This is a genomic window from Acinetobacter sp. YH12094 (assembly GCF_013419295.1).
GTDB lineage: Bacteria > Pseudomonadota > Gammaproteobacteria > Pseudomonadales > Moraxellaceae > Acinetobacter > Acinetobacter amyesii.
Genome location: NZ_VPAK01000003.1, coordinates 412,425 through 435,006, shown reverse-complemented (window position 1 = coordinate 435,006; position 22,582 = coordinate 412,425). Strand labels below are relative to the sequence as shown.

The 22,582-nt window shown below is 39.8% G+C and carries 23 protein-coding genes; 9 read left to right on the top strand and 14 right to left on the bottom strand.

Annotated elements, in window-relative coordinates:
- Positions 1-11: 11 nt before the first annotated feature.
- The 3 genes from clpS to argC all read right to left on the bottom strand — a co-directional run bounded on the left by clpS (position 12) and on the right by argC (position 2,319).
- Complete coding sequence (gene clpS / locus FTU34_RS04475; protein ID WP_078188641.1) at positions 12-425, bottom strand: ATP-dependent Clp protease adapter ClpS; 414 nt, start codon at positions 423-425, stop codon at positions 12-14.
- An 18-nt stretch (positions 426-443) separates the two neighbouring features.
- Complete coding sequence (locus FTU34_RS04470; protein ID WP_078188642.1) at positions 444-1,193, bottom strand: hypothetical protein; 750 nt, start codon at positions 1,191-1,193, stop codon at positions 444-446.
- A gap of 79 nt (positions 1,194-1,272) precedes the next feature.
- Complete coding sequence (argC, locus tag FTU34_RS04465) at positions 1,273-2,319, bottom strand: N-acetyl-gamma-glutamyl-phosphate reductase (RefSeq protein WP_180034830.1); 1,047 nt, start codon at positions 2,317-2,319, stop codon at positions 1,273-1,275.
- 137 nt (positions 2,320-2,456) lie between these two features.
- Between argC and FTU34_RS04460 the strand changes: the two genes are divergently transcribed.
- Positions 2,457-2,912 carry an AAA family ATPase gene (locus FTU34_RS04460; protein ID WP_180034829.1) on the top strand — a complete coding sequence of 152 codons (456 nt, stop codon included), beginning with the start codon at positions 2,457-2,459 and terminating at the stop codon, positions 2,910-2,912.
- Between the two features lie 36 nt (positions 2,913-2,948).
- Here the strand turns inward: FTU34_RS04460 and FTU34_RS04455 are convergent, their stop codons facing one another.
- A complete protein-coding gene (locus tag FTU34_RS04455) occupies positions 2,949-3,626 on the bottom strand; it encodes a SprT family zinc-dependent metalloprotease (RefSeq protein ID WP_180034828.1) in 678 nt (225 codons plus the stop codon).
- Between the two features lie 129 nt (positions 3,627-3,755).
- On the bottom strand, positions 3,756-4,427 hold the full coding sequence (gene rpiA, locus FTU34_RS04450; RefSeq protein WP_078188646.1) for a ribose-5-phosphate isomerase RpiA: 672 nt from the start codon (positions 4,425-4,427) through the stop codon (positions 3,756-3,758).
- A 107-nt stretch (positions 4,428-4,534) separates the two neighbouring features.
- On the opposite strand from rpiA, the gene ilvA reads away from it, so the two are divergent.
- From ilvA to FTU34_RS04430, 4 genes are all read left to right on the top strand, one after another.
- Positions 4,535-6,073 (top strand): threonine ammonia-lyase, biosynthetic, encoded by a 1,539-nt coding sequence (gene ilvA / locus FTU34_RS04445; RefSeq protein WP_180034827.1) that lies wholly within the window; start codon positions 4,535-4,537, stop codon positions 6,071-6,073.
- Between the two features lie 143 nt (positions 6,074-6,216).
- Positions 6,217-6,735 (top strand): hypothetical protein, encoded by a 519-nt coding sequence (locus FTU34_RS04440; RefSeq protein WP_180034826.1) that lies wholly within the window; start codon positions 6,217-6,219, stop codon positions 6,733-6,735.
- Positions 6,736-6,839: 104 nt separating this feature from the next.
- Positions 6,840-7,499, top strand: coding sequence for a TrkA family potassium uptake protein (locus FTU34_RS04435; RefSeq protein WP_078188649.1), 660 nt, complete (start codon positions 6,840-6,842; stop codon positions 7,497-7,499).
- Positions 7,500-7,551: 52 nt separating this feature from the next.
- A complete protein-coding gene (locus tag FTU34_RS04430) occupies positions 7,552-8,889 on the top strand; it encodes a TrkH family potassium uptake protein (protein ID WP_180034825.1) in 1,338 nt (445 codons plus the stop codon).
- 64 nt (positions 8,890-8,953) lie between these two features.
- Here FTU34_RS04430 and FTU34_RS04425 read toward each other — a convergent pair whose 3' ends face one another.
- From FTU34_RS04425 to FTU34_RS04410, 4 genes are all read right to left on the bottom strand, one after another.
- Positions 8,954-10,111, bottom strand: coding sequence for a phospholipase A (locus tag FTU34_RS04425; protein ID WP_180034824.1), 1,158 nt, complete (start codon positions 10,109-10,111; stop codon positions 8,954-8,956).
- Between the two features lie 18 nt (positions 10,112-10,129).
- Positions 10,130-13,069 (bottom strand): insulinase family protein, encoded by a 2,940-nt coding sequence (locus tag FTU34_RS04420; RefSeq protein WP_180034823.1) that lies wholly within the window; start codon positions 13,067-13,069, stop codon positions 10,130-10,132.
- A gap of 141 nt (positions 13,070-13,210) precedes the next feature.
- On the bottom strand, positions 13,211-13,984 hold the full coding sequence (locus tag FTU34_RS04415; protein ID WP_373686469.1) for a hypothetical protein: 774 nt from the start codon (positions 13,982-13,984) through the stop codon (positions 13,211-13,213).
- 167 nt (positions 13,985-14,151) lie between these two features.
- Positions 14,152-14,601 carry a GNAT family N-acetyltransferase gene (locus tag FTU34_RS04410; RefSeq protein WP_078188654.1) on the bottom strand — a complete coding sequence of 150 codons (450 nt, stop codon included), beginning with the start codon at positions 14,599-14,601 and terminating at the stop codon, positions 14,152-14,154.
- A gap of 278 nt (positions 14,602-14,879) precedes the next feature.
- Between FTU34_RS04410 and FTU34_RS04405 the strand changes: the two genes are divergently transcribed.
- The 3 genes from FTU34_RS04405 to FTU34_RS04395 are packed head-to-tail and all read left to right on the top strand — an operon-like array spanning position 14,880 to position 16,835.
- Positions 14,880-15,884: an adenosine kinase gene (locus tag FTU34_RS04405; RefSeq protein WP_078188655.1), complete on the top strand. Its 1,005-nt coding sequence runs from the start codon at positions 14,880-14,882 to the stop codon at positions 15,882-15,884.
- Positions 15,884-16,210, top strand: a complete 327-nt coding sequence (locus FTU34_RS04400) for a Rieske (2Fe-2S) protein (protein ID WP_078188656.1) — start codon at positions 15,884-15,886, stop codon at positions 16,208-16,210. Before FTU34_RS04405 ends, FTU34_RS04400 begins: the two co-directional genes overlap by 1 nt.
- Before the next feature lie 16 nt (positions 16,211-16,226).
- A complete protein-coding gene (locus tag FTU34_RS04395; protein WP_180034822.1) occupies positions 16,227-16,835 on the top strand; it encodes an OB-fold-containig protein in 609 nt (202 codons plus the stop codon).
- Between the two features lie 98 nt (positions 16,836-16,933).
- On the opposite strand, the gene FTU34_RS04390 is transcribed toward FTU34_RS04395, so the two are convergent.
- Both FTU34_RS04390 and FTU34_RS04385 read right to left on the bottom strand, forming a co-directional pair.
- A complete protein-coding gene (locus FTU34_RS04390) occupies positions 16,934-17,560 on the bottom strand; it encodes a YidB family protein (protein ID WP_180034821.1) in 627 nt (208 codons plus the stop codon).
- Positions 17,561-17,672: 112 nt separating this feature from the next.
- A complete protein-coding gene (locus FTU34_RS04385) occupies positions 17,673-18,143 on the bottom strand; it encodes a DUF6231 family protein (protein ID WP_180034820.1) in 471 nt (156 codons plus the stop codon).
- A gap of 34 nt (positions 18,144-18,177) precedes the next feature.
- Between FTU34_RS04385 and FTU34_RS04380 the strand changes: the two genes are divergently transcribed.
- Complete coding sequence (locus FTU34_RS04380) at positions 18,178-19,047, top strand: DUF2797 domain-containing protein (protein WP_078189198.1); 870 nt, start codon at positions 18,178-18,180, stop codon at positions 19,045-19,047.
- 78 nt (positions 19,048-19,125) lie between these two features.
- On the opposite strand, the gene FTU34_RS04375 is transcribed toward FTU34_RS04380, so the two are convergent.
- The 3 genes from FTU34_RS04375 to FTU34_RS04365 all read right to left on the bottom strand — a co-directional run bounded on the left by FTU34_RS04375 (position 19,126) and on the right by FTU34_RS04365 (position 22,579).
- Positions 19,126-20,043, bottom strand: coding sequence for an alpha/beta fold hydrolase (locus tag FTU34_RS04375; protein ID WP_373686474.1), 918 nt, complete (start codon positions 20,041-20,043; stop codon positions 19,126-19,128).
- A gap of 265 nt (positions 20,044-20,308) precedes the next feature.
- Complete coding sequence (locus FTU34_RS04370; RefSeq protein ID WP_180034819.1) at positions 20,309-22,174, bottom strand: SurA N-terminal domain-containing protein; 1,866 nt, start codon at positions 22,172-22,174, stop codon at positions 20,309-20,311.
- A gap of 132 nt (positions 22,175-22,306) precedes the next feature.
- Positions 22,307-22,579 carry an HU family DNA-binding protein gene (locus FTU34_RS04365; RefSeq protein WP_078188662.1) on the bottom strand — a complete coding sequence of 91 codons (273 nt, stop codon included), beginning with the start codon at positions 22,577-22,579 and terminating at the stop codon, positions 22,307-22,309.
- Positions 22,580-22,582 lie beyond the last annotated feature (3 nt).

Genomic DNA, 22,582 nt, shown 5'->3' with positions numbered 1-22,582 from the left:
TAATCCCCTTATTAATCTTTTGGCTCAATCTGACAAAGTAATGGATGACTTTGCGACCGAGCGTAATTATTGACCTGATTTGCTTTAGTCTCTGCGATGTCTCGCGGATAAACCCCTGCAACACCCTTTCCTTCATAATGTACAGTTAGCATTACTTGAGTGGCTTGGTCAAGATTCAAAGCAAAGTATTGTTGTAAAATTTCAATTACAAAGTCCATTGGGGTGTAATCATCGTTCATTAAAACGACAGCATACATAGGAGGACGCTTTAACTCAGGTGGCGCAGTCAATACTTGAATGTCTGAATCACCATCATCCTGCGTACCTTGGCTGAGAGTCGGGTTTAGATGCCAGTCCACTAAACCAGATTGGTAAAATGAATTTTTAATGTCAGATAAACACGTTTGACGCTTATTGGTTCGCATAGGATTTAGGTTTCACACTTAGTTTGCACTTGCTTCAGTTTGAGGAATTTCTGAAAGGAAGGCAGATTGATTTTCAACAGGCTGACCTTTCGACCAGCTAAAACGGCGAATAACGGGTTTAGAACCGGTTAAACGCACTTCAATAAAGTCTGGACTAAAGCCTTTTGGCATGGTCCAACGTCCAGTGAGTCGCTCACTTTCACTAAAGTTAAAGTTTTTGTCTTCTAAAGGCACTGCAAGTACTTCTGTACCCTTAATTAGACGCAGCTCAACACTTCCAGATACATTACTTTTTGACGGACTTACTTGAACGAGATCAAGTTGGTATTCATACGCATTTTCAGGTAACGGTTTAATCGCTAAATGTTGTACTGCAAGCGGCATACCACCACGTTGGCGCAATACTTCACGATACAAAACACCCAAATTACCGGTTAACTCTTGATCATCACGTGCTTTTTTAACAGCCAAATATAAATCATTTGAATTACTTACAGCAACATCACGCTCTTGAATTGCCGCATTCAAACTTTTATTCAGGCCTGCTAATTCAGTTTTTTGCTTTTGCACCACATCAACAAGTTGCTCTGCATCTGCATCATAACCGACCACAGTTAAGCCCTGACGATGACCAATACTATATCCGAGCAAACCGCTGCTCAATGCAAGTACAACTGCACCAATCGCCAGTGGCATATTCGTCTTCATAAAAGGCGTTTTTTCACTGTTTTCAGGTTCTGACTTGAAATTAGATTCTGTATTCGACATCGTCATCTCTTATTTTTAGTTCACTCAAGGCACACATTTAAATCCAGTTTTAAATGTGTGTGAAGTTTTAAATCGTTTCTTATGGTAATAAACCAATGCCTTGAAGTCCTGCATTTTCAGCAAAACTAAACATCAAGTTCATATTTTGTACGGCTTGACCTGCTGCACCTTTCACCAAGTTGTCTTGAGCCACCAAAATCACTAATTTTTTCGGCTGAGGTTTACAAATCGCAATACGTAATTGGTTCGCACCACGCACAGTACGTGTTTCAGGTGAGCTTCCTGCAGGCATAACATCTACAAACTGCTCATTGGCATAGAACTGTTCATATATGCTTTGTAAATCCGCAGAAGCACCTGCGTCTGTCAAATCAATATAGATAGTGCTGAGCATGCCACGAATCATCGGTACTAAATGCGGTACGAATAAAATTTCGTTAAACACACCTTTTTGACCTGAAATATTTTCTAAGGCTTCTACTATTTCGGGATGATGACGGTGACCCGCTACACCATATGCTTTAAAGTTATCTGCATTTTCAGAATAGATCATACCTAGGCTGGCTTTACGACCTGCACCAGACACACCTGATTTTGCATCAATAATAATGCTTTCTGGTTTCACTAATCCTTCGGCTTTTAATACTGGCGCTAAACCGAGCTGAACAGTTGTTGGGTAACAACCTGGGTTACCAATCACTGAAGCCTTTTGAATTTTTTCACGGTTTAATTCAGACAAACCATAAACTGAATCTTTTAATAGCTCTGGACAGGCATGGTCTAAACCATACCATTTCTCAAATTGAGCTAAGTCTTGCAAGCGGAAGTCAGCAGCAAGGTCAATCACTTTAGTATTTGCAGCAACTAACTCTTCTGCGTGTTTCATTGCAACACCGTGCGGCGTCGCAAAGAATACAACGTCACATTGTTTTAGTTCTTCAATATTTAGATCTGAATAGCAAAGGTCTGTATGTCCACGCAAGCTTGGGAACATATCATCCACACGGCGGCCATTTTCAGTACGCGAAGTTAAAACTTTCACTTCTGCATTTGGGTGTCGCAGTAAAATACGCAGTAATTCAACACCTGTGTAACCTGTACCGCCGACAATACCTACTGAAATCACGCTCTTTACCTCTATTCAAAGTATCCATTTGATGACTGCGTAGTATGACAGGAAGTTACGGTTTTCTGAACTGTTTTGACATATAAAGCTTCACTTTATAATGTTAGCTTATCTTCTGAATCCTATTAAGTCAGATCATGCATATAAATCCTGATCATTACCTATCCACAGCTCAAGGTCGTGTCTTCACTAAAGAAAGAAATATTCAAGCATGGCAATGCTGTTTTGACGATTTTAAGCATGAATTAAAAACTAACCCAAAGGTTAAAGTCATTTATATATTGATCGGATGCCAAGGGGCTGGGAAATCAACTTGGGCCAAAAACCAAATATCCTGCGAACCTGAAAATATTATTTTTGATGCTATTTTAGTAAAGCAATCTGAACGTCTGCCGATTATTGAGCAAGCTAAACAATTGGGTAAAAAATGCGTTGCTGTATGGTTTCAAATCCCGCTCGAAGTATGCATAAAAAGAAACGCTCAACGACCTTCAGATGAAATAGTCGATCTGACGGCATTAACCAATGTTTATTACGCATTAGAACCACCTAAATACCAAGAAGGATTTGATTTAATTGAAATAATATATTAAGAAATGCTTTAGTGTTTACAACTTAGAGCCTTTAATTCAGAGCACCCACCACCAAGGCATTGCCGTCATTTTTAGTATTTTTCGATGCTGCTGAAAATTTATATCATGCTTTTGCACTTCAGCCCAAAAATTTAGACTATGATCAAAGTGCTTAGTATGCGCTAACTCATGTACAGCCACATAACGCGTGATTTCCAACGGAAAAAGTACCAGCCCACTATTCAACATAATGTCATGCTTTGCAGAACAGCTGCCCCAGCGAGTTTTGGGCTGACGAATTGAGCAATCACCATATTTCAAGCCTGTTTCACTGCTCACTTGCTTTAAATAAATTGGTAAATACTCTTTGGCATAAGCAATCACAAAGCTTTTTAAATATTGCTCAGGCTGCCGAACACTGATGAAAAGCTGATGCTTTTCTTCATCTAAGATGAATGAGTTTTTTTGTACTTTATAAACAATGCTTAGAGGCTGCTCTAAATTGAATAGTTTTAATTCTACTGGTAGCGTTTTATCAATCTGCCCTGTTTTTTCCTGCTGCTTCTGCCATGTCTCAATCATCCATTGTTCCGATTGTTTAAGAAAATCTTGAACTTGGCGCTGTGTACAAAACTGGGGAACCGTTAATTTAATTTGAGTTGGTTCTACACGCAGCCTTAAGCGTGTGGCACGTAATTTTCGGGTGATTTGAATTTCAGGAAGGTTTGGGATCATATTTTTTATTAATTTTAAATCCTCCCTAACCCTCCTTTTACAAAGGAGGGAAAATCACCTAAATAAATTCAGGTGAAAAGTCCCCCTTTAATCAAAGGGGAACTTTAGGGGGGATTCTAATAGAACAGATTAAACCGCAGTACGCTCTTCAATACCGTTATCGGTCGCAACAACAGCAATATCCGCTTTGTTTAATGCAAAGATACCGTTACACACTACACCTGGTATGTCATTCAAAGTCTTTTCAAGTTCCAATGCATTTAGGATATTTAAGTTGTGTACGTCTAAAATTACATTACCGTTATCTGTTACTACGCCTTCACGGTATACAGGGTCACCGCCCAAAGAAACGATTTTACGTGCCACAGCAGAACGTGCCATTGGAATCACTTCTACAGGAAGCGGAAATTCACGTGCCAACTGATCAACCCATTTAGAATCATCAACAATACAAACGAATTTTTTTGCAATTGAAGCAACGATTTTTTCACGAGTCAACGCAGCACCGCCGCCTTTAATCATGTGCATATGACGGTCAATTTCATCCGCGCCATCCACATAGGCATCTAAACCACCAACATGGTTCATATCAACCACTTCAATGCCTAATTTTTTCAAACGTTGTGCAGTTGCTTCAGAACTCGCAACAGCCGCTTCCAATTGAAGTTCTGGCAATAATTCAATGAGGAAGTTCACAGTACTTCCTGTACCAACACCCAAAATACCGCCCTTTGGCAAATGCTTTAACGCAGCTTTTGCGGCAGCTTGTTTCTTTTCATCTTGGGTTGCATACAGACTCATAACTTGGCTCAACTATTTTTTGACATTTGTTGCTGATTTTACAGCCCAAATGTACGGGTGTTTGTTACAATGAACGCCTATTTTAAACTGTTAGATGGAAAATTAACATGCTGTCTCGTTTGGTTCGACAAATATTACAGGCAACGGTCTATGACGTTGCAATCGAAACCCCACTCGAAGCAGCGCCACGAATTAGTGAAAAACTAAACAATAACATTCGCTTTAAGCGCGAAGATTTACAACCTGTCTTTTCTTTCAAGCTACGCGGTGCCTACAACCGTATTAGTCAATTACCGAAATCTCAGTTGGAACGTGGCGTTATTACTGCTTCTGCAGGTAACCATGCTCAAGGCGTGGCGTTATCTGGTAAAAAGTTGGGTATTCGCGCCATTATCGTTATGCCTAAAACCACACCAGACATTAAAGTACAAGCGGTTAAACGCTTAGGCGGTGAAGTGGTTCTGCATGGCGATTCTTTTGACGTAGCCAATAAATACGCAATCCAATGTGCAAAAGATGAAGGTATGACCTTTATTCCCCCTTATGACGACGAACTCGTTATGGCCGGTCAAGGAACCATTGCCAACGAAATTTTGCGTCAATGGCGTGATGTAGACTATGTATTTGTTGCTGTGGGCGGTGGCGGTCTCATTGCCGGTGTAGCTGCTTATCTTGGTGATGTGGCACCGCATGTTAAAGTCATTCCTGTTGAATATGACGAATCAGCATGTTTAAAAGCAGCCTTTGAAGCCAATGAACGTGTCATTCTGCCATCTGTAGGTTTATTTGCCGACGGTACAGCAGTTGCACAAATTGGTGAAAAACCATTTGAAGTGATTCAGCTACAAAAATCAGATAACTCAGGCCCAATTGTTGAGCGTGAAGTTGTACTGGTAAATACAGATGAAATCTGTGCAGCGATTAAAGATACCTTTGATGAATGCCGCAGCATTGTAGAACCGTCAGGTGCAATGGCGCTTGCAGGTATTAAGAAGTATGTAGCTAAGCATGGTCTAGAAAATAAAAATATGGTGTCGATTGTATGCGGTGCTAATATGAACTTTGACCGTCTGCGCTACATTGCGGAACGTACTGAACTGGGTGAACGCAAAGAAGCGATCTTTGCTGTGACCATTCCAGAAGAAAAAGGTTCATTCCTCCAATTCTGCCGCGCACTACAAGGCCGTAACATCACTGAATTTAACTACCGTGCTAGTAATTCTTCTGCTGCTCAAGTCTTTGTGGGAATCAGTCTCAAAAATGGCGAAAAAGAACGTCAGGAAATTTTTGAAACTTTAAAATTCCAATACGATGTAGATGATCTTTCTGATGATGAAGTCGCTAAGCTTCATATCCGTTATTTAATTGGCGGACATGCAGACATTGAAAATGAACGCCTATTCCGCGTGGAATTCCCAGAACGTCCAGGCGCATTGCTGACTTTCTTAGAACGTCTTGGACCTACACATAACATCACCCTATTCCACTACCGTAACCACGGTGCTGCTGAAGGTCGTGTATTGGTGGGTATGGAAGCAACGGATGCGAAACAAAACCCAGATGGCTTGATTGAAACATTGGAAAATATTACCTATCCATATGTTGAGATTACAAATAACCTCGGTTATCAACGTTTCTTGAAATAAATGAGACTCCTATAAAAGAGCTGGAATCTAGATTCCAGCTTTTTTATTTGCATCAATTCTTTTCTACATCAAAATAAATATATTCATCAATTTAATTCATCAACGCTGTCATTGTTGTTAAATTCATCACACACTATAATCCATTGAAAATAAAACAAAATGGATATTTAAAATTGAATTTTTATGCCTTATTTATAATCGCTATTGTGGGTTTAGGTGGATATTTTTATGCATATCCGGCTTATCAACTTAAGCAAGAGGAAGATAAGATTCGTCAAAGTATGAAACAAATTCAAAATCAGTCCCGTACGCAAAATCTAGAAAATATTTACGGATATACTGCGCAGGCTGAAATGCTGAATCAATATCCAAATTATATTGTATATATTCGCTTTGATGAGCTAAATGATCAAACCGCTCCAGAACCTGTTCAAGCCATCATCCGTGAATTTTCATGCGATGGCTTAAACCGTTTAAAGAATAATTCCGAGCTTGTTCGTAAAGCCACTCTAAATGTCATTAAAGAAGATCAACATCAATTTCAATATATTCTAAAAAATAAACTAGGCTATGAAATTTTTAAATACCAACAAGTTATGGATAATTGTCCCAATATTGCTGAACTTTATGCCTATCAAAACACTGAAGAAATTAAAAATTAGAGCTTTTCGGTTTAGATGGATTATGTAAATTTTCATAGCCGCTCTAGGCTGAACAAGCTAACATCAACATATTCAATAACTTTAGAATAATTTAGGAATACGGCATGGCTCAATTCGCTGTGATTGGCTTAGGAAGTTTTGGCGCAACTGTTGCCACTGAACTCATGGGTTTAAAACACGATGTCATTGGAATCGATAGCAACAAAAAGTTTGTTGAAAGTATTTCGGACCAGCTGACCCATGCAGTGATTGCTGATGCAACAGATGAGCACGTTTTACAAGAACTCAATATTCAAAATTGTGAAGCAGTCGTAGTCGCAATTGGTGAAGATATTGAAGCCAGCATCTTATGTGTGCTCCATCTTAAAAACATGGGGATCAACAAAATTTGGGCCAAAGCCAAGTCCAAAGCGCATCACATGATTTTAACCCATTTAGGCATCAGCAAAATCATCCATCCTGAAGAAGATATGGGTGTCCGTGTTGCTCAGTCACTAAGTTATCCAATGGTAAGCCGCTACATGGTGCTCGAAGATGACCATTATTTGGTGAAAGTTGAAATTAAAGAGTCACAACAAGGCACGCGTTTAAATCAAATAATGGATCATGTCCCTGAAGTGAAGACGATTCTGCATAAACGTGGCACCGAGCTTCAATATAGTTTAGATCCGAACCTGATTTTACAAACAGGCGATATTTTAGTGGTTGAAGGTTTACTCGAACATTTACGTCGACTGGCTAAACACTTTAAAGCAACTTTGTAATCAGCGTCGTGCTCTATTTGCACACAAGCGCGCAAGATGACAGTAGAAAAACATGAAACTGCACAATAAACAGCGTAATACCATTAATCTCAGCCCACCCAGTATTTTGGCATTGGGTTTTCTTGGGCTCATTATCATTGGCACCTTGCTGTTAAAACTCCCTTATTCACATCATGGGGATTTAAGTTGGATCAATGCCCTCTTTACAGCGACCTCTGCCGTGACCATTACAGGGCTTTCGGTTGTGAATGTCGGCGAAGCCTATACGGTGTTTGGTAAAGTCGTGATTATGGGGTTACTACAATGCGGTGGTCTCGGTTTTATGACCTTTGCGATATTGGCCGCTATGAGTTTGTCCCCTAAAATTGGGCTAAAACAACAAATTATGGCTCAAGAAACCATTGGACAAACCAGCCTTGCCAAAGTGACCATGACCATCAAAGGCGTACTGCTGTATTCGCTATTTTTTGAAATGGTGGGAACGGTTATTTTGACCATCGCTTGGATGCAAGAATACAATTTTAACCAGGCCCTGTTTTATGCTGCCTTTTATAGTGTTTCTGCATTTAATAATGGTGGATTTTCATTATTTCCCAATAGTTTAATGAGCTTTGCTGACCGTTATTTTATTACGTTTACCATCAGTATGCTTTACATTATTGGGGGTATCGGCTTTTTGGTACTAATGGACATTAAGCGCAATAAAAGTTGGAAAAAACTCAGTACCAATAGCAAGTTGATTTTATCTACCATTGCAGGACTAAATGTCTTCGCCTTCATCACCATATGGTTATTAGAAGCCAATAATGCTGCGACCTTAGCCACGATGCCACTTGGTGACCAAGCCCTCAACGCGTGGTTCCATGCAACTGTTCCGCGCTCTTCGGGTTTTAACAGCTTGCCCATGGAAAGCATGAGCGATGCATCATCACTCGTCACGATGTTACTAATGTTTATTGGTGGTGGCTCGCTCAGTACGGCCGGTGGCATTAAAGTTGGAACGTTTATTATTGTTGTGCTCAGTGTTGTCAGTTTTTTAAGACGTGAAGACGAACTGCGTGTGTTTAACCATTCTGTTTCTAAAAAAACCACCTTTAAAGCATTAGCTGTGATTTTCATTACAGTGACGTTGATATTCATTGGTTTTTTCAGTCTATTGCTACTAGAGCCTGACAAACGCTTTTTAGACTTACTCTTTGAAGCGGTATCCGCTGCTTGCACCGTTGGTCTATCTCGTGGCATCACCAACGACTTACAACCTGCCAGTTTAGTCGCCCTAATGTTATTGATGTTCGCAGGCCGTCTTGGACCCTTGACACTCGCTTATCTGATTGCTACACCAAAGAAGAGTCGTTTAAAACACCCGCCTTCTGAGATCCAAATCGGTTGATTTGTACATTTTCTCACAGTTATAAAAAACCACGCCTTAGCGTGGTTTTTTTAAATTCGCATCTTTAGAACCAATTCATTAATGACACACCGACACCGACATAGGTTGCCCGATGGTTATAGTCAATCAGGCTTTCACCATAGCCATCAAACAATTGAACTGTGCCGCGCAATTTACCATTGATTGGGAAAGTCCAATCAAACTGCACAGCACCATGTGAGTCATCACCACCTTTCAGTGAATGACGTAACATCAAACTAAAATCATGATCTTTATGACGATAAAATGCTGTTAAATCCCCACGTCCCACATAATCGGTAATGTCAGGGTTGTTATCATCTTTGGTATCTTCTTCGAAACGATACCAAGGACGTAACATCAGTGCAAAATTGTCACGTTCAAATCCTAGATTTAACATGACACGGTTCCAACTCCGCGATAAGGGATCAGAACGTCCATTAGACTGATGGTTAAAGGTTAGACCCAACATACGCCAATTCAAACCTAAGAGTTCATAGTTGGTACGAAAAACCAGACTAGCTTCAGGTTCATAGTTGGTTTCACGGAATGGTCGTGATTCGTCTTCGTTGTAGACTTGCCAACGAGAAGACTGGGTATAGCCCAACCAGATATCGCCATTATCACCAAATAAGTTTTCAACAGCTTTGGTTTTTAATGACAATTGGAACTTGGCTTCCATCGATTTCAGGTTTTGTTCCTGATCGGCTTGTACCGTGTTGTTTTCATTCGGGCTTGATGGACGTTCATTTTTATCTGAAGTCCAGTATCCCGGCATTAAATACACAGGTTGATAGCCGCGAATATTCCATGTTCCCAATTTACTTTCTGGAGACAGTTCCCAACGACTATCCAATAATGAAAGATTTGGATTGAGGTTCGGTGCTTCTACAGCAAATAAACGGTCCGTAAACGCATGACTGACTTTTTCTTTCAAAGTCAGCTTCTCTGTCGGTTCAGGCTTAATTTCTTGTGCGGCTTGACGCTCAGAGACCAACATTTCTTTTTCAGCAGGTTGCACTTTAAACAAAGCGTCATAACACGATAATCGCTCTGCATTTGACTCAAGTGCCACACATGCTTCTGCGGTTGCAGGCTTAGCAGCCACATCCGCATTTTGTGCATTTACAGTACTGACATACATTGAACTGAGCGCAATGAGGCTCAGTTGCAATGTCGTACGCTCAAGAGATTTGAACGCCATAAAAACCCCTTTTTTGTTTTAATTCACTTGTTTTATTTCGAAACCAAGCTCAACCAAAGCATCTCGCTTAGCCACCGGTGCAACCACAGCTTTTGTCGGTTGTTGTTCAACCAAATACGCCACAGCAACACGTTTAAGATCTTCCAAAGTCACATTCAACAGACGTTCACGTAACATTTGACGGAAAGCTGGCGTGCGTTTATGCAATAAAGCATAACAAGCTGTAATGGCTTCACCCGCTGGTGACCCGGGTTTATCCATGCTGGCAATTAGACCCAAAATCGCTTCTTCAAGCTGATGCGGTTGTTGTTCAGCATTCAGTAGCCACTGCACACTTGCGTCAAAATCTTTAAACGTTTCAGCTAAACGTGGGTCACGGTAGCTATAGAAACGGAATGAACATGCATTACCGTCATAGCTTGCACCACCACCATAAGCACCACCTTTTTCACGAATCGCGCTATGCAAGAAGCCATTACGCAAATAAGCCGCCAAAATCATTAAAGGTGCTGCATCTGGATGTGACACTTCCACCGCAGGATATGCTGAAGCGCAGAACTGAACATTGGCTTGAATGAGCCAAGCTTCGTCATTGTTGCTATCTGCAAAATTCACTTGAGTTAAAGCATGTGGGTTATCATCAATCGCCACTTTATCCCAAATGGTTTGAACTTCTTCAACCAATCGGTCTGAATGATGCTCCTCACACACCACCAAGAATTGTTTTGGTGCTTTAAGCAAACGGTTGTGAATTAACTTAAGCTCATCAATCAAGGCATTATAAGCCGTGTCGTCTTGCTCAATTTTGCTGACAAGTTCTGACAGCCAGTTCAGCGCGCCTAGGCCTGTATTATGATAATCACGTAGCGCCAATGCACTATGTTGACGACCTGCAATTTGCATTGCATAACTATGACCAGAACCAGATACACGTGACTGCCAACGTGCTTTACGTTGTTGCAATAACTCTACGATACGGTTTTTCTCATCAAAACGTAGCTGTTCAAAAGCCAATTTCAATAAGCGAATAGCTTCAAGATTATTCACCAATGATTTGGTGGTTAGAGTCAGCCAAGCACTAATTTGACCTTTATCGTCCACTTTTGAACGCAGCGATGCACCCATACCTAAACCGCCACTCACAGCTGTTTGCAACTGTTGTAGCTCTAAGTAGTCGTATTCACCTGCACCAACTTCACCCATCAAAATCGACAAGAGGTTGAAATACGGCGATTGCACCACTTCATCAGGAATCTGAATCAAAACTTGTTGGTAATAAAGACCATTGGTGCCTGCGTGGTAAAGATTTAACGGCGTATCCAAGCCATTACTGATAATTTCGCGTAATTGACCTTGTACAATCTGTAATTGTGCAGGAACGTCTTCTAAACCTACTTTAGGCAATAGGTTCAAATCATCTGGGGTATCTTGACGAATGTTCAGTGCTTCAGTCTGCGCAATAATCTCTGCTTTTTGCGCTTCAGTTAAGTTCGCATCAATTTCTTTTAAACGTGCTTTTTCTGCTGCCGCTTCCAACGCATTTTTTTCAGCATCTGGAACCAAAGTTAATTGCACACGATGTTGATTATCAAGCAAGTAAGTTTTGATTAAGTTAGATAACCACATTGGGTCTTTCAACTCTTCCTTCACTTGTTCAATGGCCGTATCCACATCCCAGACATCCACAGGGTCTGAATGGTGAATCGCACTGCTTAAACCATTCAGAATTAAGCTTAGGCCATATGGTGTACCATCACCATTGATTTCACGCTGATGCAATTCAATCTGATGCAAAATCGCCTCAACTAAAGCCGGGTCAACAGGCTTAGCCGCAACGTCTTCTAATACTTTAAACACGCCATTTTTAAATTGTTCTGCATGCTCAGGGTTTGAACCTTGAATTGCACAGTAGAACGTCATTTCATAGTTTGAGTCATCTACGCCCATGAATGGACCAGTAGACTGTGCATAACCACAGGTTTCTAAGTAATGACGTAATGGCGAAGCAGAATCTTCAAGCAATACACCTTCAACCAAACGCATACCTAAACGTAATTTAATATTACTTGCTTCAGGCAATAACCAAGAAAGCACATGATATGTTTTGTCTTTGAGGTCTTCAGCATCAACTGCATACGTTTCAGTTACAGTTACAGGCGCAGTTAAGCGGCGCTCAGGTTTTGAATATAGCGTTTGACCTTTTTCAAATTTTGACAAGGCAAGCGTTTCAAACTGTTCTTGTAAATTATATGCAAGCTCATTACCAAAGGTCATGAACACCGCATTACTTGGGTGATAATGTGATTTGTAGAAACTTACCAACTCTTCATAGCTTAAGTCAGGAATGTCTTTCGGATCACCGCCTGAGTTGTAATGATAAGTTGTTTCTGGGAATAAATGATGGGCAAGTTGGTGATACAACTGATCTGAAGGTGAACTCATTGCACCTTTCATTTCATTAAATACCACGCCTTTATATACAGCTTCGCCATTTTCTAGCTCAATACGAATCCCTTCTTGCGCAAAATCAAGCGGGTTCAAATTCGCAGCAAAAGCAGCATCCATATAAACTTCTAACAAGTTTTGGAAATCTTTTTTGTTTTGCGTTGCAAATGGATAAGCCGTCCAATCCGCTGCGGTAAACGCATTCATAAACGTATTGAGTGAACGACGAATCATTAAAAAGAATGGGTCACGTACAGGGAACTTTTCTGAGCCACAAAGTGCCGTATGCTCAAGAATATGCGCCTCACCTTTTGAATCCATCGGCTGCGTACGGAAGGCAACTAAAAATACGTTTTCGTCATGGTTTGTGGCTAAGTGATAATGCACTGCGCCAGTCACTTTGTGTTTATATTCAGACACTAAAATGTCTAAAGCTTCAACATGATGTTGACGAATCAACTGAAACGCGGGATGTACAGTTTGAGAAATGGTTTCAGTGACATCTACAGTCATGTGTGCTCCTAATCTATTCATTTAAATTAGGCAAAGTATACCTTAAAAAATCACAACTAGATTCACCGAAACAACATTTCCGACTGTTTTAATCAACTTGAACTTTAATTTTAAAAATCACTTGTTTTCGCACTAAAACATTTAGACTGGTTTTATGGATTGCCTATCATTTCGTGTTGACCAATAGACACAAATCACAATCGCCAATAACAATACAAAGGAAGCCATAAAGCAACTTAAATCCAATCCACCTGAACTGATTGGCTTATCTAGAAAATCGCCGACAACTGCGCCCAATGGACGTGTCAAAACAAAAGTAGCCCAAAATAAAATCGTCGTTGAGACCTGACTAAAAAAGTACAACAATGCCATCAAGATAATTAGACCACCAAATAGCCAAATGCCACCGCTATAGCCTAATCCTGCACTATCGGAAGTCCAGTCCCCCAAAGCTGTACCTAGCGTTTGAGAAAATGTAATCGTCAACCAATAAAAGATCTGTGTTCGCGGCAAATTCACTACACTTGGATTGATCGATCCTTCGACTCGATACCAACTAAAAAGCGATATGAGCACCAAACTCAGTAACAGCAAACTACCACCCAAGTAGCCAATACCTAAAGAACGATCTACAAAATCCGCTAAGGTCGTACCGACCGTGGTACTGGCAATAATCGTGGCCCAATATAAATAAGGTTTATAGGCTTTGGACTGTATTTGAAAATACAGCAAACTGATAAATATGCCTGCGAAAATAAATGTACTGAGTAGATAGCCCAAATTTAAGGACATGGACAATGCATCACCACTGGTTTCCCCAAAGGTGGTCGCAAAAATTTTGGTCAACCAAAACAGTGCGGTAATCTCAGGAACTTTTTTAACGTAGTCTTGTAGCTCAGACACTTGCATATGCATCACTCTATGCAGTTATTTTGATGCTTATATCTTCGATAACTAAAATGAATTTTTGCTTAAAAATTTGCTTAAAATAAGGCGCTCTTTTTTAGAATTATCACAAGAAAAAAGCACCCGATATCGGATGCTTCATTTAAAGTGTTTACTGTCTATTTTTGGATTGAAAACTAAACCAGATATTTGAAATAATTATAATTTGGATGGCTTTCAACATAGACATAATTCTGTTTTTGATAGAATTTTGCAGCATTTTTAAGTTCTGTATTTAAGCACAGTGCAGAAAAGTGTTTTTTTGCACCCTTTTCCAATTCCACCAATAGCTGCTTACCCACGCCATGCTGACGGTACTGCGGATGCACATAGAAACGGCGAACTCGTCCAATCCGTTCTTCTACACCAGTATCACCCCATTGCTGATTTAAACCGCCACAAGCAATCAATTTATCGCCATCATAAGCAAGCAATAATTGCTCACCCGTTTGGTCAAAACGATTTTTACCACTTTGATATTCTTCAATTAAACGGTGTATAAATGTATAGCCTTCATGCTGCGCCAAAGCAGCAATATTTTCGATTTGAGCAGGAAGTTGCTCTGCTGGACGAATCGTAATTTCCATATATTCACACTTTTAATCTGTTATCTATTTTATGATGACCAAATCATCTTGATTCAGTCTGAACACCCTATAGCTCTATAAAAGTAAAATTTTTCGATTTACACAATAGCAAAGCTGATTAAAACGGCAACTAATTCAAAAAAAATGTAAAAATATAATGGATTTGCCCGATTTTTATACACACTTGTCCTTTAATTGAATTTTCTTCAACAAACTACAGCAATCCTGAGCATTCGTGTAAACTTAGCACTTTCATTTTTTTGATGTGAACATACAACATGGCAACTGTTGACCTTTTTGCAATTGGTAATGCACTTATTGACCAAGAATTTAAAGTCTCTGACGAATTCCTAATTCAACACAATCTGCAAAAAGGTACGATGCAACTGACTGATGGTGATACTCAAGCAGCCCTTTATAACAATCTAAAAGCGACTCAAGAATATAAAGGTCAAGCTTCTGGTGGTTCTGCAGCAAATACTACGGTTGCTTTTAGTGCTTTAGGCGGAACTGCATTTTATGGTTGTCGTGTCGGCAATGATGACTTAGGTCAAATTTACCTAAATGGTTTAAACGACGCTGGCATCCAAACTGCAACTCAATCAATCAGTGAAGGTGTAACTGGCACATGTATGGTATTGGTCAGCCCTGATTCTGAACGTACGATGCATACTTACCTCGGTATTACTGCTGAATTAACTGATAGCCAAATTGATTTTGGCAGCTTAAATACTGCCAAATGGTTATATATCGAAGGTTATCTTTCTACATCAGATAGCGCGCGTCTTGCGGTAAAACAAGCACGTCAAATCGCCAAAGCCAATGGTGTACAAATTGCATTGACCTTATCTGATCCAGCAATGGTGCAATATGCACGTCAAGGTCTAGATGAGTTACTCGATGATGGCGTGGACTTATTGTTCTGTAATGAACAAGAAGCACTGATGTACACAGAAACAGATCATTTAGATGCTGCACTTGCTAAATTGCAATCACTAAGCAAACACATTGTCATTACATTAAGTGCCAAAGGAGCCTTAATCCATAATGAAGCAGCAACATTTACCGTGCCAGGTCGTAAAGTTACCGCAGTAGATACCAATGGTGCAGGTGATGCATTTGCTGGTGCTTTCCTATATGCACTGAATGCAGGTCATGACTATCAAACGGCTGCTGAACTGGCCATCTTGATTTCAAGTGAAGTTGTGGCTCAGTTTGGTCCACGCCTAGCAGTTGAAGACTATGCTCAGCTTTTACAATCATTTCAAAAGGAATGTGCTTAATGTTTAAAATTTGCATGACTGATGATGTGCCTGAACGTGAAGCACGATCATTCGAAACGCCTGAAGGTGAAACGATTTTTATCACCCAACGTGATGGCATGTTTTACGCTTATCAAAATAACTGCCCACACTTGCACGTAGAACTTGAGTTTCTAGAAAATCAATTTCTAGATCGTGACCAAGAATTTATTGAGTGCTCAACACATGGCGCACTGTTTATGGTCGAATCTGGGGAATGTATTTCTGGTCCATGCCAAGGTCAAGCCCTTGAAAAAGTGAACATTAACGTGCATTCTGATGGTGGAATCTACCTCACAGAAGAATAAACACTGGAATACAACCATGTCCGCATTTTTAACAGACTATAACTTAATACCCTTTCATTTAAGTTTATTGGCCGTACTGTTATTGGGCATGGTTGAAACCATTGGCTACTATATCAATATTAGTCCTAGCCAAGTTTTAAAAAGAATTGCCCCTCAGCGCATACAAGAGTTGGCATTATTGAATGTCAAATTTTCCAAGTCTCTGATTTTGTTCTTTTTACTGATGAATTTTAGCTTTGCAGGCTATGTACTTCAGTTTTGCATCCATGCCAAAGAAGGTCAATTCGTTCCCGCTTATTATCTGATTTTACCTGCGTTGATTATTGCCATATTCTTTACGGTATTTATGATTCATTGTTTGGATCAGGTTATCCCACCCAAATATAAAAAACAAACCGTTAACCTACTGGGTCGTCTAGCCACCATTTCAAGTGGAAATGCCCGTCCCGGCTTTTCAGCTCAAGCGCGGGTGCGTGATGAGTTTGGTCAACTACATTATGTGCAAGTTGAGCCAGAATTTGGTGAGTTAGAGTTTCAGTCGAAAATCATTTTGATTCGTCAAAAAAAATCACACTATATTGGCAAAAAAATCAGTGTGTCGAACCGTCTATTTAATCCATCCTAGTGACAATCTAAGCGTCACATTGTTATCATTTTTCAAATCATAAAAAAGCCAGTGTTCACTGGCTTGTATTCAATCAAATACCTAAATCGATATTTTGATTAACGCTTCAGGAAACCTGAGACCAAATTCATCACTTGTTGAATATCAGCATTCGCTTCTTGCTGATTGGTTTGTCCAGCTTGTGGCGTCAATGAGTCAATAATTTGCGGCAATACCGTTGAAATTGCGCTATATACATCTTGTTTCTGAGTTTGTGTTTCTTGTGCAACTTGCTCCACTTCGGCATCATCAAATAAATTTTGTACTTGTTGATTAGTCACAGCAGCATTATCACCAGGGCCTGTAGATACCCAATCATCAACCTGACTGCTCAAGCCTTGTCCACGTAATTTATCCAAAGCACCTTGTAGGCCACCTTGTTTTTGAATCCAAGCCAGCACCAGAGGTAACACTGCTACTAAAATGGTTGATGCATTACCACCGCTACTACGTTGCTGCGGCTGCGCTGCACCACCCAGTTGGCCCAACACAGAGCCTAGAATTCCACCCAAACCACCCGCTTGGTTTTGAGCATTGGTTTGGGTATTTTGAGTGCCTGCATTTGCGCCCAATTGACCCAGCACCGAACCTAAAATACCACCCAAACCACCTTGTTGATTTTGATTGTTTGCACCACCAAGGGCCTGCTTTGCTAAAATCTCAACAATATTATTTAAATTTGTCATTTTATTTTTCCCAGTGAAACCTAGATAAACTTAATTACAGCATACGTGGGAAAACACAGATTTATCATAATTGTTTGTTAATTTTTGCAATTTCTCGCAGGCTAAGTATTTGTTACCAACGGAATTTATCCCAGTTTTCAGGATTCGCCCAAAATTTAGAGTTAAACCAATCTGGAATATGTTTATAAGTCAAAATATTAAACTGCCATAAAGCAAAATCACTTTCATGCGTGGTTTTATCAATGAGCTGAGTAAAGCCTAAAGCACGTAATAATTGTTCATCGTGTAATTTACTCACCACCACGATGCGTTTGGCAAATAGGTCACGCAATTTTACCAACATCTGAGTTTTATGCTGCTGATCCAAACTCAACATCGTTTCAGTATCAAGAATCACAAATCCAAGGTCAAAACGCTGGGTAAAAGGCAGATTTAAAAACTCAGTTACGTTAAAATGTTGCCATTGAATTGGATGAAATTGATTGTATTGCTCAAGATCCTGACCAATACAGATTGCGGTTGAAATGGACTGCTCTTTTGACAAATCGTCTAGCATAGAAGTGATGACATTTTGTTCAGCCATTGACCGCATCCTTAATAATGAAGTGAGTATTCGTATGGAACTACAAGGCATTTGCCATAAAATGCATGCAGGTCTTAAAGACCTTAGTGTAACTGATCAACATACACACAAGGCAAATGTTGAGTATAAATTTATTCTAGATCGCTCAGAAGTTGATCTACCGTTTAGCCTTGGCCAAGAAATTGAAATTGAAGCCACTGGAAATATCTACTGCATTTCTTGCGGCGCAAAAACGCCTAAATCGTATTCACAAGGTCATTGCTTCAAATGCATGAAGACTAAGGCTTCTTGTGATATGTGCATTATGAAGCCTGAAACCTGTCATTATCATCTCGGGACTTGCCGTGAAGATGATTTTGCCCATGAAGTTTGCTTTCAACCGCATATTGTCTATTTAGCCAATTCAAGTGCCTTAAAAGTTGGGATTACCCGATTGGGTCAAATGCCTACACGTTGGCTGGACCAAGGTGCGACGCAAGCTTTGCCTATTATGAAAGTTGGTTCACGTCGTCTATCTGGTCAGCTTGAAGTCATGTTTGGAACGCAAGTGGCCGATAAAACTGATTGGCGTAAATTGCTCAAAGGTGAAGCAGAACCCATCAACCTGATCGAAATTCGCGACCAATTGGTGGAAGAATTTGCACCTAAAATTCAGACCATTCGTGAAGAATTTAGCCAAAATTTAGAGTTTAATGAAACTGTTGAACTGTTAGAAGATGAGTTGCCACGCCAATTTATCTACCCGGTAGATGAATATCCTGAAAAAATCAAATCACATAATTTGGACAAAACACCAATTATTCGAGGAAAATTACAAGGGATTAAAGGTCAGTATCTGATTTTGGATACCGGTGTGATTAATATTCGAAAATACACGGGCTATGAAATTAAAGTACGTACTTAAATCGACTTAACGTGTCTAATTAAGTTTAAAAAAGCGAGATATTTCTCGCTTTTTTTTCACACACTTTACCGATTTGATTCATTGAACAGTTGAAAGAAACTTTAAATATGGCAACGCCATTAACTGCTCCGCTTCTAAGATAGGCATATGACCAACATGGTCTAAAATCAGAGGCTTTTCGGCTTTTTTAAATAAGCTTCTCAGTTCTTCTGCCACTTCAACATTGATAATCTGATCTTGCTTCCCCCAGATAATAAACACAGGTGCATCAATGCCTCGTGCAGCCAAAGCAAAGGACTCTGGCGTATACAAGGTCGCCATTTTTTGCAATTGCTCCACCATTTTATTGGTTTGTTTAGACTGAACTATCATCAACTTTTCTTGCCCAATTTTTAATTCTTGTGGAATAAAAGGCGGGGATTGCATCACGATCTTCATCACGCGATCAAAATCACCAGTTTTTCTGACCACTAGCTCTACAAGCTTTGCCGTATCTTTTAAATACACTGTATTACTCGAATTAAAGACACCTGCCGAATCCACCAACAATAAAGATTTCACTTCTAAGGGATACTGAGCGCTATAGAGCATGGCAATTGCACCACCCATCGAATGCCCTGCGATATGTAAATTTGGATCTAACTTTGTAGCATCAATAAATCGTCGTAATTTTTCAGTTAAATTTGGAATCGATAGATCAAATTGATCTGCGACAATAGTTTCTCCATGTGCTGGCAGATCAGGAATAATGACATGATAATTTGGCGTTAAATAACGGGCAACGCGGTTCCAATTATCACGCGTGCCTGACAAACCATGCAGCAACAACAGCGTCGGTTTTCGTGGATCTCCTCCTTCACTGTATGTCCATTCGATTTCATTATTTTTGACTTTTTTACTGGTCAAGCCCGCCCAAGCTCTTTCCTGCTCTAGAACATTTTGAAAGTTTCGTTCTGCAGCTTGAATACTACTTGCAACGCAAATCGTTAATAGCATTAATATCATGTGCTTAAAATAATGATCCATCCATCGCAATAACGGGTTCTTTAAACGTTTAAATTGAGGCATATACATAGATATCATCCGCTTAATCCTTGTCGTGATGAGTTATTTCTTCTTCATATTATTTTTTTGAGAACACCAATCTACGATGCTAGAGCCGATATTTCATTTGCCAAATCTTTTAAATAAAAATTATATCTGTCAATTTAAGTCAAAAAAAAAACCAGCTCGAAAGCTGGTTTTTTTAAAGCTGCCTTAATTATTTAATTTTGGCATGATCTTTTAGATAACGTGTGTAGTCATCAAATTCTTGCTGACCACGAAGCTGTTGATAAAGTTTTTTTAACTCATCTAACTGCTCACCCGTTAATGCCGCATCAGATTGTTTGTTCACTGCAGTCACAGCAACCACAACCAACTCATTTGGTAGATTTGTGGTCGTAACAGACCAATGACCTGCTTTCGGCGCTTTTACACTAAATGCAGCACGTTGAATTTCACGTTTCAACAAACCATCAGCACGAGTGAAGGTACCCGCATTTTCAAAGTTTAAATTGCCTTTCGCGACTGAAGCAGCAGGTTTTGCAGCAAACTCTTTCAATGTCGCTTGAATCTGGGCTTTTGCAGCATCAAACGCTTTCTTTTCAATCAGCTGAGTTTTCACATGCGCTTTCGCTTCAGCTAAGGTTTGAACACCTGCAGCATGATAGTTACGCACTTTTACCCAAACTACATCACCGTTTTTCAACTGAATGCTAGATGAAACATTACGTTCACCATTTTTAACATCATCGTTAAACAATTTAACTTTGACGTTTGCATCACTTAGAACAGGATGTTGCGATGCTAATGTTAAGCCATTCAATGATTGAACTTTTACACCTTTCACTTCTTGACCCACGACATCAAGGGCATCACTGCTCACAACCATATCATTAAGGCTGTTTACAGTGTCAGAAAAAACATTGGCTTTTTTCGAAGCAGCGACTTCTGCTTGCAGACGTGCTTTTTCTTGTTCAAATGAAGCCACTTTTACAGCTGGCGCCACTTTTTCGATCAAGTGATAACCACTGTCTGTTTTCACTGGAGCAGTCACTTGACCAGCTTGAGCACCTTCAACTGCTGCATCAAATGCATCACCAAATACACCTTTTTCATAAGCAACAAGTTCACCACCTTTCGCTTTAGATTCAGGATCTTCAGAGAATTGCGCAGCAGCTTGGTTAAAGCTTAAACCCGCTTTAATTTTAGCTTGAACACTTTCAGCCAGTTTTTTAGCTTCGGCATCTGAACGATTGTCCGCAGTGATCATAATGTGCTTAACGATAGGTTTAACTGACTTCTGTGCATTCTCAACAAAGCTGTTATACGCTTCTTTCAGTTCAGCATCAGTTGCAGCTTCTACAGGTGCAGTAATATTGGCAGGTGTTAATACGACAAAATCTGCATCAACACTAGTTGCTTGCTTAAATTTGTTTTTATGCTGCTCATAGTAAGCGGCAATTTCTGCATCAGATACTTTTACATTTTTCTTGTAATTTTCAAGATTAATGCTTGCCAACTGAATACTACGTTGTTCCGTTTGTAAGTTCGCAATTTGCAAGATATCAAGCTTACTCACCAATGCATATTCCAGAAATGTTGTAGACAACATTTTTAAAGCATGGTCTTTACGTAAATTATCAATGAATGTGCGATTCGTCATACCAATCGATTCGAGGTATCGCGCAAACGCTTCATCAGAAAATTGACCATTGACTTGAAAGCTTGGCTGCTGATGAATCATTTGCACAATTTGTGCATCACTCAAGCTAATGCCTAATTTATCAGCTTGTTGCAATAGCAATTGGCGTGAAACCAAAGTATCCATCGCTTTATTGCTAATGAAATTTTGATTCAATAATGTTTCATCACCCTGAGCATATGCCAGATATTGTTCTTTTAATGAGTTCGTCAGTGCCTCGAGTTCTTTTTGAGAAATTTCAGTACCGTTTACAGTCTTTGCTGCATCTTTAGATCCACCACTAAAATATCCTTCAATACCTACAAGTGCTAAAGGGGTCAAAAACAAAACGAGCAAGACCTTGCCCAGCCAACCCTTAATGACTTTACGAAACGATTCCATAAGTATTCCAATATTTTATTTGCGGTGAATTTTAACCGAAAACCCGAGATGAATGAATGCGATATATCAATTAATCACATTTACCAATAAAAAACGCGCCAATTTATGGCGCGTCTCATGTGCTTAATAAGATTAAGCTACAGAATCTTTCAAGCCTTTACCCGCTTTGAAGCTAGGAACTTTGCTTGCTTTGATTTCTAAAGTCGCACCAGTTTGTGGGTTACGACCAGTACGTGCAGCGCGTTCTTTTACGCTGAAAGTACCGAAACCAACTAAAGTAACTGTATCACCAGCTTTTAATGCATTGGTAACTGCAGCAATTGTAGCATCTAAAGCTTTACCGGCATCGGCCTTAGATAATCCCCCATTTTCGGCAATTGCATCAATTAATTCTGATTTATTCATGAA